Genomic DNA, 17,110 nt, shown 5'->3' on the forward strand with positions numbered 1-17,110 from the left:
AGTGAATGACATGTTCAAAAAACTGGCTTCTGATTTGACTGGCTTCAGCGACATCGGTGAGGTGATCGATCCGTCCGACTTCGATAAGGCAGATGCGGATGATTACGTCCTTCACGAGGACAATGAAAAGATTTATTTCTTGATCAAGTCAAAATCAGATGAGTATTGTTTCACCAACTTGTCGATGATCCACCTTGATGGAACGAGCGCCATCAGTTCGAAACGCGTCCTCTATCGTTATCCGTATGCCCATTATCCGATCAAGCATGTCATGTTTGAGACGGCGGGTACGGTCGACCTCGATGTCGAAGTCAAATTCACAATCGGCGACAAACCTTACTCGATTGATATCAACAAAAAGCAAATCGAACATGTGAAAGATTTGTATAAGGCACTTCTCGCAATCGAGGAGATTCAACGGGAAGGTCGTCGTATGATGGAGTATGCGAACACGTCGCTCACACACTCGGTGTCGATTTTGAGCGGGCTCCGCGAAGGCGACATGAACGTACCGAACACGTTCAAGGAATTGAACGAGCAATCGTTCGATTGGCTACAACGTCACTATCATGAATGGAACCGTAAAGACTTCGGAGCGGTATACGAGAAGTACATCAATAACTGATGGATGGTGACCAGATGGACCTTATGTGGATCTTGATTCTGTTTGGATTGTTCATGTTTGTGCTATTCACTGTATTCGTAAGCAGCGCACTTCAACTCTTATGTGAACTACTCGCCACTTATTTGCTTCGCAAATTGAAGGGGAGCTTCTTGGGAAGACCGTACTTTTACTAGCCACGGTTGTTGACCAAGCTCGTCGGGCAGTCCCTGCCCTGAAGGATTGTCAGTCGGCCAGCCTCAATAGGTTGAGGCTCGCGTTGATGTCACGGTCATGATGCGCGCCACAGGCACACGTCCATTCACGGACATTCATCGTCTGCCTCTGACCTTTCTCGCCACAAGAAGAACAGATCTGCGTCGATGCGAACCATTGATCCGCCTTGATGAGCGTCCGTCCGTAGAAGTTTGATTTGTATTCGAGTTGACGGACGAACTCGTACCAACTGACGTCCCCGATGGACTTGGCGAGCTTATGGTTTTGCATCATGTCCTTCGACTTCAATGTCTCCACGACGATGACTTGGTTCTCGTCAACGATCCGTCTCGACAGCTTGTGAAGGAAGTCCTTGCGTTGGTTGGCAATCTTTTCGTGTTTCTTGGCCAGAAGTAATTTGGCTTTTTCACGATTCTTGCTCCCGATCTTCTTTCGCGACAGCGCCCGTTGCGCCTTGTTGACCTTCGCTTCGGATTGTCGGAGGAAGCGAGGGTTGTCGATCTTCTCCGAGACCATCGCGTCGTTCGTCATGACGGCGAAATGTTTTAGGCCGAGATCGATCCCGACCTTGTTCTTGGCTGGGATCCATGGTGCATCGTCCTGTTCGACGAGGATGGAGATGAAGAACTTGCCTGTCTTGGTCATCGAGACCGTCGCTGAACGGATGACGCCCTCGAACGGGCGATGTTGGCTGAACCGCACGAACCCGACCTTTAGCAGACGGACCTTGCCCGCCTCGATGCGGATCGTGCCATGCTGGTTGTTCGTCGTGTAGGAGGCGCGCGACCGCCGTCTCGATTTGAAGTTCGGGAAGCCGGCCGTCCCGGCGAAGAACTTCGCGAACGCGGTGTCGAGGTTCAGTTTCGCGTTCGCGAGCGCGAGGCTGTCCGCCTCGGCGAGGAACGGGAACAGGGGCTTGTAGGAGGCGGGTGTCGCCGGTTTCCGTCTCGTTCCGCTCCCCGCCTTCGCCTCCTCGCGGATGGCGATGCGGTCCTCGAGCAGCTTGTTGTAGATGAACCGGGCGCAGCCGATCGTCTTGATGAGGAACTCGACCTGTGCCGGCGTCGGGTGGAGCCTGTATGTGTAGCCTTTCAGCATGTCCGTCCCTCCTCCCTCCAGAAGATTGTGAATCATCTTCCTCATCCGATACCCGCGGAGGGGGAGGGAGAATCTGACGGAATGACGAACTTTTGTTCGCTACATCTGTCACAGGGAGAGCAAACTGTTGGACCGGGCGATTCATCTCCCACCTACGCCGGGCTACGCCCCGAGACGCTTAGAGGAGGGAGAATTCTCGCCTGATTTAGTTAAACAGATTCATCCGTTCGTCCATGTTACTGTCATGTCAGGCTTGATCTTTTTGTATAATCGCATCCTAGATCATCCACAACTAATATGGGTCCTCGTGTTTCTTGTGTTCATCAGCTATAGCGCACCACTCATGGTGATGAAGATCTATGCTAAAGGCGAACGTATGGAACAAGAACGGTCCAAATAAAATGTCCCCCAGACGCTATTGAAGGTCTGGGGGACATTTTATTCCTCATCAATCAACTGCTCGGCCAATCGTTGATACAAGTGGCTCATGTGCACGGCAGATGCAATGGCGAGCGTTCGCTGCACACCGTTCTCTTTTTCGACCGATGCATGTAACAGCGTGTCCGCCTGAGTTTCAAACGCTTCTAAATTCTTCACTTTTTGCGTTTGATACGCTTCATAAAAGTCCTCGAGTGAGAACGTCTCGTCTGACTCGTTCAACGGTCGGAGCGTCTCTTTGATGTCATTGATTGACAGGAGACCTTTCATCTCATAGATCAAACTGAGTAACATCAGATGTTCGTTCGTATACTTTTTATTTTTGACAGGATGGAACAACTTGCCCTTGGCGTAGTTGTTGATCATCGTCTTCGTCAAAATCGTCTCATCCTCGTCCCGCTTCATCTTCCCATAATGTTGCTCGAACAATTGGATGACCTGGTCCATGTATAAATCGACAGTCGGCAATACGTCCCTCGGGAGCGTCCCTTCCGTTTCGGTAATATTCTTCGCTTTCATCCGTCTCACCTCACCTTCAAGTATAAAGAAAACTCTCATTTGTCGAAAGGTACACCTTGCTGTTTGTTCCTCTTCAGTATATCATGTAGTTATCGATACTACATGATGTGATAAGGAGTGTTTTACATGAATTCGATTTTCCGTGAACCGATCAACGCGCTAACGCATCTCGCTGGCGCGGTACTCGCTTTCATTGCGCTGATTGCGATGGTCGTCAAAGCTTCACTACTCGGCTCGCCCCTTGCGATTATGGCTGCGATTTTATTCGGGATCAGCCTCGTCTTTCTTTACTTATCGTCAGGTCTTTACCATAGCATCATCGCCTCACCGAACGTCATCGCCTTCTTCCGGAGAATCGACCATGCGATGATTTACGCATTGATTGCGGGTACATATGCGCCGCTCACGCTACTCGCGCTCGAGGGACCGACACGCTGGGTCCTCTTCGGTACCGTACACGCACTCGCCTTGTTCGGCATCGTCTTCAAACTCGTCTGGTTCCATGCCCCACGTTTCTTATCGACCGCGCTCTACATCGGGATGGGCTGGCTGTCCGTCTTCTTTATCGGACCGCTCCATGACGTGATTGGTAACGCCGGCATCTTCTGGCTCGTCCTCGGGGGCGTCATGTATACGATTGGTGGGCTCATCTACGGGTTCAAGCCAAAATTCGTCAATTGGCGGGGATGGGGATTCCATGAAGTGTTCCATTTGTTCATTTTGTTCGGAAGCTTTGCCCACTTCGTCTGCGTCTTCTGGTACGTCTTTTAAGTCCTCCTCGTGGAGGACTTTTTTTGTGAGCCGTTTCCTGTACTTTGAATTCAAGATTTCCTACACTAAGGACAGGAGGGATTCATGATGAAAATTGAAGTATGGTCAGATTATGTCTGCCCGTTTTGTTATATCGGGAAGCGTCGTCTAGAAGAGGCGCTCGAACAGTTCCCACAGGCAGACCAAGTGGAAGTCGAATTCAAGAGTTTCGAGCTCGACCCGAACGCGCCGACGAACGATTCACGCACCATTTATGAGGCACTCGCAACGAAATATCGTATGCCGATTGAGCAAGCAAAAGGAACGACGGCACAAGTCGCGGCTCAAGCCCGCGAAGTCGGACTCGATTACGACTTTGAGAACATGGTCGTCACGGGTACGCTCGACTCGCATCGTTTGACGCATTATGCGAAGACGGTCGGGAAAGAAAAAGAATTGTCGGAAGCGTTGCTTCAAGCTTACTTTGTCGATGCCAAACATATCGGGAACCACGATGTCCTGCTTGAAATCGCAACAAGCGTTGGTCTTGACCATGACGCTGTCCGTGACGTCTTGACGACTGACGTGTATACGGAAGACGTTCGTGCCGAAGAGAAGCGCGCAAGCGACCTTGGCATCACAGGTGTTCCGTTCTTCGTATTCGACAACAAATACGGAGTGTCTGGTGCTCAACCGACGGAAGCGTTCACGCAAGTGCTCGAAAAAGTCTGGTCTGAGAACAACCCGACAATCCAAGTCCTTTCGAACGGTGCGACGTGCACCGACGACAACTGTGATATTTGATTGATGAAGAAGCCGACATTCGGCTTCTTTTTTGTGGTATTCTCCACCCTACTACTTGATAATAGTGATTAGCATATAAGAATCGAGGACTACATCTATGTGGAAAAATCGGAACGTCTGGATCATCTTGATGGGCGAATTCGTCGCCGGTCTTGGTTTATGGCTTGGTATCATTGGCAATTTGGAATTCATGCAAGACCGCGTCCCCTCTGACTTTGTGAAGGCGGTCATTCTCGCCATCGGGTTACTCGCCGGGGTCGCCATCGGTCCGCTCGCCGGACGCCTCACCGACCAAGGCTCTAAGAAAAACATCATGCTCATCTCAAGCATCGTCCGAGCGCTCAGCGTGCTCTTCATGTTCGTTGCCATCGAGACGAATTCGGTCGTGTGGATGGTCGTCTTTTTAATTATTTTACAAGGGTCGGCGGCTTTTTACTTCCCTGCCCTACAGGCAGCGATTCCGCTCATCGTGAAAGAACGGGAACTTCTCGCCTTGAACGGCGTCCATATGAACGTTTCGACGTTATCACGTGTCATCGGGACGGCGATTGCCGGTGTCTTGTTGACACTGATTTCGCTCCGTAACGTCTATGCGCTTTCGCTCGTCGCCTATCTGTTGCTTGCGGTCGCGACGCTCTTCTTAAAGCTAGATGAATCGAAGACACCGTCGGCGAAAAAGATCGATGCGAAGGCGTCGAGTGGCTTCAAAGATGTCTTCCCAATCATCAAATCAATCCCGGTCATCTTCATGACGCTCGTCATGACGCTCATCCCCCTCCTCTTTATCGGAGGGTTCAACTTGCTCGTCATCAACATCAGTGAGTTGCAGGATTCGACCGCGATCAAAGGATGGATTTATACGGCGGAAGGACTCGCCTTCATGACAGGTGCCTTCATGATCAAACGGATTGGTGAAAAATTCTCGGCGTTCTCGATTTTATTCTCGTTCTCGTTTTTGATTGGTGTCGCACAACTGATGCTATATTTTGCGGACATCCCGTTCATGTCGATTGCGGCGTTCGTCCTCTTCGGCTTCTCGGTCGGTTGCTTTTTCCCGACGGCGGTCACGATTTTCCAGACACGGATGCCAAAAGAATATCACGGGCGCTTCTTCTCGTTCCGAAACATGCTCGACCGCATTATCTTCCAAATCGTCCTTCTCGTGACAGGATTCTTCCTCGATTTGATCGGACTTCAGCTCATGGTCGTCTTGTTTGGAATCAGTTCGATTGCGATGACCGCAGCGTTCCTCGTCTATACACGTAAACATAAACTGCATATTGAAGAAGACTCTGCTGAGAAGATCTCTTCTTAATTAAAACAAGCGATGACCGATGTCATCGCTTGTTTGCGTCTTCGAGCTCTCGCCACCATGTCGTCGTATCATTCCGACCGTCGAGTGTGATCCGCTCCCCAATCTTCGGAGTGAGGACGACCTCTTTCGGTAAGAGGGACGCCATCTGTTCCGCCGGGTCAAACCAATCGTGGAACGACAGCGTGAACGCCCCCCAATGAATCGGCATCATTTGGTCAGCGCGTAAATCGTGAAACGCCTGTGCCGTCTCTTCCGGCTGCATATGGACGTCTGGCCAGCGCACGTCATATTGTCCGCATTCGAGTGCGGCGAAATCGAACGGTCCGTACTGTTCACCAATCATCTTGAAGTGCGGCGCGTAGCCGCTGTCCCCGCTGAAGAAGAGACGATCTGTCTCGCCGAGGACGACCCATGACGCCCATAACGTGCTGTTGCGATCCGTCAGAGAACGACCGGAGAAGTGACGTGCCGGCGTACAGACGAACGTCCAATTCCCGAACGTATACGACTCGTTCCAATCTCTCTCCACGATTCGCTCAGCACCGACACCCCATCGTTTCAAATGACTCCCTACACCGAGTGGCACGATGAACATGGCGACCTTGTCTTTAATCGCAAGGATCGTCCCATAGTCGAGATGGTCGTAATGGTCATGCGTCAACAAGACGACATCGATTTCAGGCAAGTTCTCGAGGTCGAACGGCAAATCTTCACTGAAACGCTCATTTTTGGCAAACGGAAGCGGCGATGGGTTGCGTCCGAACATCGGGTCGACGAGCATCGTCTTCCCGTCCATTTGTACCATGAGCGCCGAATGACCGAGCCAGTAAATTCTCGTGAAGCTCGAACCTGTCTTCTCCTCGAAATCGATGGGCACAATCGGAAGGCGTTCACTCGGCTTACGAAGCGACGTCACATCACGATAGTCACGAGCCATCGACACCATGTCCTCTGCGGAAAAGTTCATCGGTGTCTCGTATTGATTACGGAATTTCCCGTTGACCTGGTTCGGGGATTGAATTGATTTCGGTTTTCGTCCGAGTGGTTTGTACTGTGTCAGAATCGTCCCGGTGACAGCCGCCATTCCGACTAATGAGAGCAACATCGTCTTTTTCATCTAGATCCTCTTTTCTACAAGTTCGTTGCATTGATTATAACGTGCATGTCTTCATCTGATATCGGTTAGTATGCAGATTCACTTATTTTTCAAAAAAAATGGCGTGTTCTTGACTTAAGTCAATGTGAGCCCGCTCCCATCCTTTTATGATGGAGACAAGATCATTCGAAAGGAGTTTTTCTCATGACCCATTCAACTGTCCGTTCACAACGGCGTGCCGCGCTTTGGTCTGGAATCGCACTCGTCCTCATGGCACTCGTCGCCTTTTTCGCGCAAGGCTACGTCTACCAATCACTCGTCATCGAAAATGAGGCGATGACAACATATGAGAACTTAGTCAGTCATCCGACGCTGTTCCGTTTCGGTATCATCGGCTGGGGGATCATTGTCGTGCTGGACTTGATTGTCGCCTACGGACTATATCGTTTCTTCAAACCGTTCCACACCACATTCGCATTACTCATCGGAACACTTCGCTACCTTTATACGCTCATTCTCGCCCTCGCTGTTTTACGTCTCGCAGAAGCCGAGCGTCTCCTCGATACTTCCACTTCAGCTAGACAAGTGTATGAAACGGTCACGTCATTTGAAACCATTTGGTCGCTTGGCTTAATCGTGTTCGGTCTTCACCTCATCGCAGTCGGATGGATTGCGATGCGGACCCAATTCATTCCAAGAACGATTGGCATCTTGCTTGTCGTTGCCGGTTTCAGTTATACGATTGTTCATGCCCTTTACCAATTCCAAACGCTTGAAAGCATGACAACTTTACTTGAGCTCACCCTCATGCTCCCGATGTTCGTCGGCGAATTGGCCTTTGCCGTATGGTTGATCGTGAAAGGAAGAATACTTCCTAGACATGATATCACTCGACAATCCGCAGGTGACGCGTCGCCCGCTTCTTGATCCGACTGAGTGACTCCGGTGTGATACCGAGATAGCTCGCCAGTTGATACTGTGGGACCCGGTGAACCAAGTCGGGTCTCTTCTCCATCATGGCCTGATACCGTTCCTCCGGTGTGGATGACATGAACGAGGCGAAAGTATCCCGCATCGTTCCCATATCTTCTTGCATCATGTCACGCGTCATCGTCTCAAGGACAGGATTCTCCTCGTATTGTTTCTGCTCTGTCGCAAGGTCTCCGACGACGAGGCAACATTCTTCTATACACGCTAACGAATACGGTGATCGTCCATCTGCATGATGTTTCGTCAATATGGTGATACTCTGTTCTTCCGTGATGAAATCGACAGTGTGCTCGTTCCCGTCTTCGTCGACTTTATATTGACGAATGCAACCACTCAGTACGAAATAGCATTTAGTCGGGACGTCTCCTTGATGCAATAGAGTTGTCCCTTTCGGAAACGTGGCAATCGGTACATCCGCTACTAACCGTTCACACTCGTCGTCATTCAAATCCGTAAACCGTTTCATGTATCGAATCAAGACGTCTTTCATCCCGTCCACTCCTTTTCAAGGAAATCGATCTAGTCCTTCCAGTATAGCAGGTTTCATCAATCAAAAAGACCTGCCCCCACCGCTTTGGTGGGGCAGGTCTTCAGTTAAGATTTTTGTAAGATTTTAATGTCGTTGATGATGTCTTCCGTCGGGACGTTTTGGAAACCAGGATACGCTTTGATGATCTTCCCTTCCTGGTCGACCAAATAGAAATACGTCGCGTGGTCGACTTGTGTACCTTCTTCAGGCTTCCGGACGAGCGCTTTAAAATTCTCTTGCGCGAACGTTTCGATTTCGTCTTGTGAGTAGCCCGACAAGAACTGCCAATCTGCTTTCGAAAGGTCATAACCGCTCATGAATTCTTTCATCTTCTCCGGAGTGTCCACGGTCGGGTCGACACTGAACGAGACGAATTGCACGTCTTCGACGCCCTCTTCTTCGAGCGCTTCATTCAGCTTCGTCATGTTGTACGTCATCGGCGGGCAGACCGTCTCACAGCTTGTGAAGACGAAGTCTGCCATCCACACTTTCCCTTTTAAATCGTCGAGACTGACCATCTCTTCTTCTTGGTTCATGTATTCAAACGATTCGACTTCCCAGTTGAGCGGGTCCTCGATTTCTTGTCCGCATCCTGCTAGGACGATGAGCATCGTTATCAAACTACCGATCCACCATTTCTTCACACGTTCCAACTCCTTATCGCTTTTTGACATTCCACATGAGGATGGTGATGAGCGTGAAAGCCGTCAATGCGAGGAACGGAATCGTGATGAATCCGAGCCAGTTGATGTATTGACCGCTGCACGGAACACCTTGTGCACAAGGCTGAATTTCTGCAAATCCCGGCACTTTTTGTACCAAGTAATGGTAAAGTGAAACAAAACCGCCTATGATAGTAAGCGGTAACACATATTTTCGCACCGCCCGATCTTCCGTGAAGACGGCAATCCCTAGGATAATCGTCAGCGGATACATAAAGATGCGTTGAATCCAGCAAAGCTCACATGGCACGAACTCCCGAATCTCACTGAAATAGAGACTCCCGAGTGTCGCCGTCAACGCGACGAGCCAAGCGAGATACAATCCGTACTTTTCGAAAAGTGACTTCATCTTATAGATCCTGCTCGATCAACTGTTGGATTTGTTCGTAGTCGAACGGGTCCTCGAGCATCACACCGTTAATCATGATTGAAGGTGTGAATTGAACACCGTTCTCTTTCACAAGCCCGTCGTCCGTACTGACTTTTTCGAGCACGGTCGAGTTTTCGCCAAGGTCTTGTTCAAGTTTTGCCAAGTCGACCGATGTCGTCTCACCTGCGATTTCTTTCAACTTCTCGACCGTCACCCATGCATTGTCGTGTTGTTGTGAAGCCGGTTGCGCGTCATAGAGCGCTTTATGGAACTTCCAGAACGATTCAGGATCTTGCTCGTACACCGACTCGGAAGCGAGGGATGCCAAAATCGATTCTTGTCCGTGGAACAAGACGTTAATATAGCTGAAACTGACATCTTCCTTGTCGAGATAATCCGCTTTCAGTTGCGGATAAATCGTTTCGCCCCACTGTTTACACGATGGACATTTATAATCTCCGAACTCGACAACCGATACTTTCGCGTCCGAGTCTCCGAGTGTCGGTTGTCCCTTGATCGACACGTGATCGCCTCGGTCGGCCGTTATCGGCTCATCTTGATTGAGCAAGACGAACACCAATGCAATCAATGCGACCGCGACGACGGTCATGATGACCAACCATTGATTCTTTTTCATTCTCTTCACCTCTATTTATTTTTCGACTCGTCTTTCATTATAGCGGAAGCTCTTTCACCTATCACGTGTTCGACTCGTTTTTCATAATTGTCTTCATTTCAAGCTTTAGGAGGTTTTACTCGCATGATCAAGTCTTTTACGATGCGCCTCGGACTCATTTTGGCGCTTAGCATTGCCACGCTCGTCTTTTTACTAACGATTGCACTCACATCCCTGATCAGTCATCGGGCATCTGATTCGCTCGAACAAGAAATCGGGGAACGTCTTTCTACGACATCACATCAATTGGCGGACAAACTCGACTTTTATATGTGGTCACGCTATCAAGAGGTCCAACTTTTACAAGGGCTCGACCTAGAAGACCCGGATGCGACACGACGACTCCTCAATCAAGTCCAATCGAATATTCCGGCATTCTCTTGGATGGGTGTCACGGATGCGGAAGGGACTGTCGTCGCTTCTACGAACGGCATACTCGAAGAGGCGTCCATCGCCGAGCGACCGGTTTATCTCGAAGCGAAAGAAGCACCTTTTATCGGTGACGTTCACGAGGCGGTCCTCTTAGCTGAACTGTTACCGAATCCGACGGGTGAACCGCTCCAATTCGTCGATATCAGTGTCCCCTTATTTCAAGACGGGACGTTTCAAGGGGTGCTTGCCACTCACTTGAGTTGGGCATGGGGAAAAGAAGTACTCGGACATTTTAATCGGACGCTCCATGAACAAGTCGACGATACGGATTTGTTCGTCGTCAGTGAGCGAGACAACGTGGTGCTCCTCGGTCCAGACGACCTAATCGGAAAACCGCTCCCCGTGTCGTTTACGGAAGGAGCTTCCGTGAAAGAATGGGAGGATGGACGGGACTATCTGACGGGGATGTCGATTGGGGAAGGGTATGATGAATATCCTGGACTCGGTTGGCGTGTCGTCGTCCGTCAACCGGCAGCCATCGCTTTCGCACCAGTTGACGCGCTAGAAACGAGAATTCTATGGATTGGTCTCTTCGCATCGCTTGTGACGGCCGTTCTCGGTTGGTTACTCGCTTCCGTCGTGACGAGACCGTTGAAACGAATTACTGAAACGGCTTCGCTCATGGAGCAAGGAAAAGTAGATAAATTTCCGCATCAATCCGGAATCAAAGAGATTGAGTCACTCGCATTCGCACTGGAATCGCTCGTCACATCCCTTACAGAGTCAGAATCGGAACGGGTGCACTTTGAGCTCCTTGCGAACCGTGATGCGCTGACCGGTCTCTCGAACCGCGTCGCCTTACGTGAGCAGTTGAATCAACTGCACACTTCGAAAGAGCCATACGTTTTCTTTTATATCGACCTCGATGGGTTCAAGGCGGTAAATGATACATACGGTCATGCGGTCGGCGATGAATTGTTAGTCGAAGTCGCACGGCGGCTACAAACACTTACAATCGATGACATCTATCCGGTCCGCTTGAGCGGGGATGAGTTCTTTCTCATGTTCCCAAGACATGAACGTTCGATTCAAGATATTCAAGAAATCGGAACATCCATCATTGATACGCTCTCAACCCCTGTGATGCTCGGTCTCCTGTCGGTAAAGGTCGGGGCAAGTATCGGCGCATCGATTTGGTCGCCAGCCGAGCCTCCACACGTCGCCATCGAACAAGCGGACGACGCCTTATATCGGTCAAAAGCGAACGGGAAAAAGCGGCTTTCGTTCCATGAGTCGTTCGAATGATTACTGGCACCCATACGAAAAGGAGTTCGTGATGAACTCCTTTTTGCTTACTCTTCGGTTTCCATATTCACGTCTTCCTTCTGCTCTTCCTCTTCGGGCATCGGCTCCAAATCCATCGTATATACGTATTCCTCACCGAAGTTGTTTAAGATGAACAACTCTTCTTCCGCACGTGTCGCGAGTCCGTTCGAAAATCCGATGACGGCGTACATCTCCTCTAGAAGAAGATCTTGTTCTTTGTCAATCTCATCAAAGATGGCTTGTTCCCATCGTTCGATGATTTGACCGAGTTGACGATAATCTTCGGACTTGATTTTATTCTTGTCCCGTAGCAACTCTAAATAGTCGCGGACCTCTTTCAGATTGTCGTGCGTCATCGGGATGGCACCCGCTTTTTCTGTCGCCAAGATTTTTTGGTGCGTCATCAGATGCATCGCATCGACGAGATTCCCTTTGTTTAATTTTTTCTCATCGTCAAAGACGAGTCCCGTCGTCTCCTGCGGGTCGATCCGGCGCGTCACGTTTTGACGCTGTCCGAGCGGGTCTTCTTCTTTGATGATGTCAATCAATTCAAGCGCTCGTTCATACTCTTCTTCCGTCAAATTGTCCCGGTCGAGCTCACTTTGATTCGGTCCCATCCAATACTGATAGAATGCATATGTAGCAATGATCACTATTACTAAAACAAGTCCCATCCAAGGAAACCATTTTTTCCATTTCATTTACCATTCACGCCCTTTTACTGATTCTCTCCATCAAGGATAACATATATACCTTGCTAAAAATTCCAATAAAAGGTTTTTTGTCTTGACCTTAAACAAAAAAGTACCCGCCTCCTGATATCGGAGCGGGTACTTCCTCTACATCTTATGCTTCGAACAACAATTGTTCTGGATCTTCAATCATCTCTTTGATGTGCTTGAGGAATGTCACAGCCTCACGACCATCTACGATTCGGTGGTCATATGAGAGTGCGACATACATCATCGGACGGTTTTCCATCGTGTCCGCGTCGATTGCGACTGGGCGGAGTTGAATCGAGTGCATCCCAAGGATAGCAACTTGTGGTCCGTTCAAGATTGGTGTTGAAAGAAGTGAACCGAACACGCCACCGTTTGTGATCGTGAACGTACCACCAGTGAGGTCACTCAAACCAAGCTTGTTGTTACGCGCTTTATCCGCAAGGTGAAGAATGTCCTTCTCGATTTCACCAAAGTTTTTACGATCCGCTTCACGGACGACAGGGACGACGAGACCGTCTGGCGCCGATACGGCAATCCCGATATCGTAGTACTTCTTCAAGACGATTTCATTCCCTTGGATTTCAGCGTTCAAGTAAGGCATGCGCTTAAGAGCCGCGACCGCTGCTTTCGTGAAGAATGACATGAAGCCGAGTTTGACATCATTGTCTTTCACGAACTTCTCTTGGCGACGTTTACGAAGCGCCATGACCGCCGACATATCGATTTCGTTGAACGTCGTGAGCATTGCTGCCGTCTGTTGCACTTCTACGAGACGGTTGGCAATCGTTTGACGACGACGTGTCATCTTGATGCGCTCTTCTTCTTTCCCACTTGCCGCCGGTTGTGGTGCTGGAGCTGCAGCAGCTGGTTTTTGCTCTTTCACAGCTGGTTTGTCTTCATGTTTTGAAACGTCATGGACATTGATGCGTCCCATCGGATCGTTCGTTTGAACGGCCGAGAGGTCGATGCCTTTCTCACGAGCGAGTTTACGGGCAGCAGGTGTTGCGATTGGTCCTTTACCTGGGCTCGCGACGTGTTCTTCGCGTTTCTCGACTTTCTTGCCTTCTTCAACAGACTCCGTTTTCTTCTCAGTCGGCGCTTCTGTTTTTGTTTCTGTCGCGTTTTCTGTCTTCGTCTTCGTCGCGACAGCTGTTCCGCCACCAGAACCTGAACCGAGACGTGCGATGACGTCGCCAACTTGAACCGTATCCCCTTCTCCGGCAAGTTGTTCTTCTAACACACCCGCTTCGTCAGCTGGGACTTCGATATTGACTTTATCGGTCTCGAGCTCGACGATGGCTTCCCCTTTTTCGACTTGGTCGCCTGGCTGTTTGAGCCATGTCGCGACCGTTCCTTCCGTAATGGATTCTGCTAATTCAGGTACTTTAATTTCGACCACAATGAGTTCCCCCTTAACTTATTTACGATCTTTTTGGTATGTGCTCGTGCCTGCACCGCTCGAGACGACGTCGCGAGAGAGTGCTTCACGGATGATGCGTGCTTGTTCTTGTTTATGGGCTGTCGGATTTCCTTCAGCCGGACTTGAGCGACGGCGACGACCGATATAACGAACGTCGAGTCGGTTCGTCGTGACCGCTTCAAGGCGAGGCTCGATGTACGTCCAAGCCCCCATGTTTTTCGGTTCTTCTTGTACCCAGACGATTTCGCGCGCGTTCGGATAACGGCTGATGACGTCACGAATCTCACGTACCGGGAACGGGTAGATTTCTTCGACCCGAATGATGTGCAAGAAGTCGAGTGACTCTTCTGACTTGCCGACCGCTTCCGCGAGGTCGATCGCCATCTTCCCTGTGCAGAAGACGAGACGTTCGACTTTCTCTGCGTTCTCACCGAGACCTGGCTGTTCAACGATTGGTTTGAAGCTCTCTTCCGTGAACGCCTCGATTGGTGACGTCGCGAGCGGATGACGAAGCAGACTCTTCGGTGTCATGATGATCATCGGACGAATCTCTTCCTTGCTAAGCATTTCAGCTTGGCGACGGAGAATATGGAAATATTGTGCCGCAGACGAAAGGTTTGCGACTGTCCAGTTTTTCTCACCGGCAAGCGTCAAGTAACGCTCCATCCGTGCACTCGAGTGCTCTGGTCCTTGTCCTTCGTAACCGTGTGGCAAAAGCATGACAAGCCCTGATTTTTGACCCCATTTCGCACGACCGGCCGAGATGAACTGGTCGAACATGACTTGCGCCGAGTTCGCAAAGTCACCGTACTGGGCTTCCCACAATACAAGCGTGTCTTGGGCGAATACGTTATACCCATATTCAAATCCGAGAACTGATCCTTCTGAAAGCGGGCTGTTGTAGACAGAGAACGAAGCTTTCGCCGTCGACAGCTGATGAAGTGGTGAGAACTTCTTACCTGACTCGACATCGTTTAACATGATGTTCCGTTGGGCGAACGTTCCGCGCTCCGAATCTTGACCGCTCAAGCGTACCGGCGTACCGTCTGAAAGAATCGAAGCGAAGGCAAGCGTTTCCGCATGACCCCAGTCGATTTTCCCACCTTCACCGAAAGCGTCACGGCGACGGTCGAGTACTTTTTGAAGTTTGTGGAAGACACCGAATCCTTCCGGCCAGTCAAGCAACTCTTCGTTCAATTGCGTGAGAAGTTCGAGATTCACGCTCGTATCGACTTTCGGGAATCCTTTATGGACCGCGTCCGGCAAGACGATGTCAGCATCCTCTTCTTCAGAAGGAACGAGGTCGCGTGCTGCTTTAAGCGCCTCTTCGATCTTTTGTTCGATTTGAGCTTTCTCATCTTTTGTCATGACGCCTTCTGCCTCAAGTTGCTCGGCATATACGTGACGGACAGACTGATGTCCTTTGATTGCTTTATAAAGAAGCGGGTTCGTATTCATCGGTTCGTCCATTTCGTTGTGACCGTAGCGACGATACCCAATCAAATCGACCAAGATGTCTTTATGGAACTTGGCACGATATTCACTGATCAATTTTGCGACGGCGACACATGCTTCAGGGTCATCTGCATTCACGTGGAATACTGGAATTTCATACCCTTTGGCGATATCACTCGCGTAACGTGTCGAACGTGAATCGTTCGGGTCCGTCGTGAAACCGATGGTGTTGTTCGCAATGACGTGAACCGTTCCACCCGTACGATAACCCGTCAAGTTCGTCATGTTGAGCGTCTCCGCGACAATTCCTTGTCCTGGGAACGCCGCATCTCCATGAATCAAGATCGAAGCTGCCAAATCATCCTGCTGGACAGCCGATCCTTTTTCAGAACGATCATCTTGTGCGGCACGTGTGTACCCTTCGACGACAGATCCGACGAATTCAAGGTGACTCGGGTTGTTCGCCAAGTTGAGACGTACTTCTCTTTGTTGTTCGACGACTTTGCGGTCAAGTCCAAGGTGATATTTCACGTCGCCTGACCAACCAAAGTTGATGCCGATTGATCCTTCAGACGGAATCAATTCTTTATTCGGTGCATGTTGGAACTCCGCAAAAATCATCTCGTATGGCTTGCCGAGTACGTGAGCGAGTACGTTCAAACGTCCACGGTGTGCCATCCCAATGTTGATGTGTTCAGATCCGCTCGAGATGAGTCCCCCGACCATCGCGTCGAGTAACGGCACCATCGCATCCAATCCTTCGATGGAGAAGCGCTTCTGTCCAACATACGTTTTATGAAGGAATGATTCAAACAGTTCTGTCTCAGCTAGACGTTTGAACAATTCGATTTTTTCTTCTTTTGAGAAGGTTTGTTTCAATGCGCCTTGTTCGACTTGACGGCGAATCCACTTCTTCTCTTCCATATCGTCTAGGTGACGGAGTTCGATTGCAACCGTCCCTGTATAGACGTCAAGCAAGTGACGGAATAACTCAAGGGCACTCGCATTTGGTTTTGGTGCATCGTCCGAAAGAAGACGGGCAGGAATTTGTTTTAAATCTTCTTCTGTCAAATCATAACGAGACAGTTCGAACAATTCCTGTTCACGCGGATGGTCTTTCAACGGATAAATATCCGCCGCCTTATGACCGAACGCACGGATATCGTTGACGAGACGTGTCGCCGAAACGACTTTCTCTAAGTCAAACGACGGACCCGAGACCGGTACTTCTGTCGGTGATGATTCTGGTGCCCCGTTCTCGTCGAAGTAACGACGTGTCTCCTCATCGACCGATGACGGGTCTTCCAAATATTGCTCGTACAGTTCAATGATGTAGCCTAAGTTAGGACCATAAAATGCTTGCGATCTCTCGTGAACATTCGACGACTCTCCCATTGAATAAATCCCCCTTATCCATTCCTAAACGTCCAATCTGTGAACGCTTTCATTTTAACATGTAGCCCGAAGCAGTTCACTCTTCTCTTACCCTAGTGAACAAAACCAAATCTTGCCTCTTACGCTCAACTTCATACTACACCTTTCATGCTAGAAAGACCCTTACAAATTCACAATTCGTCCATACTATTTCGATAAGTTTTGCTTATCGATAAATTGTGTCTCAGCGAATTTGTTTCAAACATTTCAAAAAAAGATGAAACCTTATTTCAAAC

At 49.7% G+C, this 17,110-nt stretch carries 17 protein-coding genes; 7 read left to right on the forward strand and 10 right to left on the reverse strand.

What is annotated here, in order from left to right; all coding sequences use genetic code 11:
• Positions 1-10 precede the first annotated feature (10 nt).
• Positions 11-625, forward strand: coding sequence for a PH domain-containing protein (locus tag KNP62_RS09450; protein ID WP_214785342.1), 615 nt, complete (start codon positions 11-13; stop codon positions 623-625).
• A gap of 222 nt (positions 626-847) precedes the next feature.
• Here KNP62_RS09450 and tnpB read toward each other — a convergent pair whose 3' ends face one another.
• Positions 848-1,936: an IS200/IS605 family element RNA-guided endonuclease TnpB gene (gene tnpB, locus KNP62_RS09455; protein WP_214785343.1), complete on the reverse strand. Its 1,089-nt coding sequence runs from the start codon at positions 1,934-1,936 to the stop codon at positions 848-850.
• Between the two features lie 127 nt (positions 1,937-2,063).
• Between tnpB and KNP62_RS09460 the strand changes: the two genes are divergently transcribed.
• Complete coding sequence (locus KNP62_RS09460; protein WP_214785344.1) at positions 2,064-2,336, forward strand: hypothetical protein; 273 nt, start codon at positions 2,064-2,066, stop codon at positions 2,334-2,336.
• Positions 2,337-2,374: 38 nt separating this feature from the next.
• On the opposite strand, the gene KNP62_RS09465 is transcribed toward KNP62_RS09460, so the two are convergent.
• Positions 2,375-2,893, reverse strand: a complete 519-nt coding sequence (locus KNP62_RS09465) for a DUF1836 domain-containing protein (RefSeq protein WP_214747800.1) — start codon at positions 2,891-2,893, stop codon at positions 2,375-2,377.
• A 126-nt stretch (positions 2,894-3,019) separates the two neighbouring features.
• Here KNP62_RS09465 and trhA point away from each other — a divergent pair, with 126 nt between their 5' ends.
• From trhA to KNP62_RS09480, 3 genes are all read left to right on the forward strand, one after another.
• Positions 3,020-3,664: a PAQR family membrane homeostasis protein TrhA gene (trhA, locus tag KNP62_RS09470; RefSeq protein ID WP_074032708.1), complete on the forward strand. Its 645-nt coding sequence runs from the start codon at positions 3,020-3,022 to the stop codon at positions 3,662-3,664.
• A gap of 87 nt (positions 3,665-3,751) precedes the next feature.
• Positions 3,752-4,447, forward strand: a complete 696-nt coding sequence (locus tag KNP62_RS09475; protein WP_214697332.1) for a DsbA family oxidoreductase — start codon at positions 3,752-3,754, stop codon at positions 4,445-4,447.
• Between the two features lie 97 nt (positions 4,448-4,544).
• Positions 4,545-5,762 carry an MFS transporter gene (locus KNP62_RS09480; RefSeq protein ID WP_214785345.1) on the forward strand — a complete coding sequence of 406 codons (1,218 nt, stop codon included), beginning with the start codon at positions 4,545-4,547 and terminating at the stop codon, positions 5,760-5,762.
• 22 nt (positions 5,763-5,784) lie between these two features.
• On the opposite strand, the gene KNP62_RS09485 is transcribed toward KNP62_RS09480, so the two are convergent.
• Entirely contained in the window at positions 5,785-6,879 is a 1,095-nt protein-coding gene (locus KNP62_RS09485; RefSeq protein ID WP_214785346.1) for an MBL fold metallo-hydrolase, read from the reverse strand.
• Between the two features lie 183 nt (positions 6,880-7,062).
• On the opposite strand from KNP62_RS09485, the gene KNP62_RS09490 reads away from it, so the two are divergent.
• Positions 7,063-7,785, forward strand: coding sequence for a DUF4386 domain-containing protein (locus KNP62_RS09490; RefSeq protein WP_214785347.1), 723 nt, complete (start codon positions 7,063-7,065; stop codon positions 7,783-7,785).
• On the opposite strand, the gene KNP62_RS09495 is transcribed toward KNP62_RS09490, so the two are convergent.
• From KNP62_RS09495 to KNP62_RS09510, 4 genes are all read right to left on the reverse strand, one after another.
• Positions 7,745-8,338 carry a Crp/Fnr family transcriptional regulator gene (locus tag KNP62_RS09495; RefSeq protein ID WP_214785348.1) on the reverse strand — a complete coding sequence of 198 codons (594 nt, stop codon included), beginning with the start codon at positions 8,336-8,338 and terminating at the stop codon, positions 7,745-7,747. The genes KNP62_RS09490 and KNP62_RS09495 overlap by 41 nt on opposite strands.
• A gap of 104 nt (positions 8,339-8,442) precedes the next feature.
• Positions 8,443-9,030, reverse strand: coding sequence for an SCO family protein (locus KNP62_RS09500; protein ID WP_285800613.1), 588 nt, complete (start codon positions 9,028-9,030; stop codon positions 8,443-8,445).
• Between the two features lie 4 nt (positions 9,031-9,034).
• A complete protein-coding gene (locus KNP62_RS09505; protein ID WP_214785349.1) occupies positions 9,035-9,448 on the reverse strand; it encodes a disulfide oxidoreductase in 414 nt (137 codons plus the stop codon).
• A gap of 1 nt (position 9,449) precedes the next feature.
• On the reverse strand, positions 9,450-10,106 hold the full coding sequence (locus KNP62_RS09510; RefSeq protein ID WP_214785350.1) for a DsbA family protein: 657 nt from the start codon (positions 10,104-10,106) through the stop codon (positions 9,450-9,452).
• Positions 10,107-10,229: 123 nt separating this feature from the next.
• On the opposite strand from KNP62_RS09510, the gene KNP62_RS15680 reads away from it, so the two are divergent.
• Complete coding sequence (locus KNP62_RS15680; protein WP_214785351.1) at positions 10,230-11,822, forward strand: diguanylate cyclase domain-containing protein; 1,593 nt, start codon at positions 10,230-10,232, stop codon at positions 11,820-11,822.
• 47 nt (positions 11,823-11,869) lie between these two features.
• Here KNP62_RS15680 and KNP62_RS09520 read toward each other — a convergent pair whose 3' ends face one another.
• The 3 genes from KNP62_RS09520 to KNP62_RS09530 all read right to left on the reverse strand — a co-directional run bounded on the left by KNP62_RS09520 (position 11,870) and on the right by KNP62_RS09530 (position 16,835).
• Positions 11,870-12,544 (reverse strand): DUF6241 domain-containing protein, encoded by a 675-nt coding sequence (locus KNP62_RS09520; RefSeq protein WP_214785352.1) that lies wholly within the window; start codon positions 12,542-12,544, stop codon positions 11,870-11,872.
• A gap of 145 nt (positions 12,545-12,689) precedes the next feature.
• Positions 12,690-13,964 (reverse strand): 2-oxoglutarate dehydrogenase complex dihydrolipoyllysine-residue succinyltransferase, encoded by a 1,275-nt coding sequence (odhB, locus tag KNP62_RS09525; protein WP_214696050.1) that lies wholly within the window; start codon positions 13,962-13,964, stop codon positions 12,690-12,692.
• Positions 13,965-13,982: 18 nt separating this feature from the next.
• Positions 13,983-16,835, reverse strand: a complete 2,853-nt coding sequence (locus KNP62_RS09530) for a 2-oxoglutarate dehydrogenase E1 component (RefSeq protein ID WP_214785353.1) — start codon at positions 16,833-16,835, stop codon at positions 13,983-13,985.
• Positions 16,836-17,110: the final 275 nt, after the last annotated feature.

Origin of the sequence: Exiguobacterium sp. s183, assembly GCF_018617655.1 — a bacterium.
GTDB classification, from domain to species: domain Bacteria; phylum Bacillota; class Bacilli; order Exiguobacteriales; family Exiguobacteriaceae; genus Exiguobacterium; species Exiguobacterium aestuarii_A.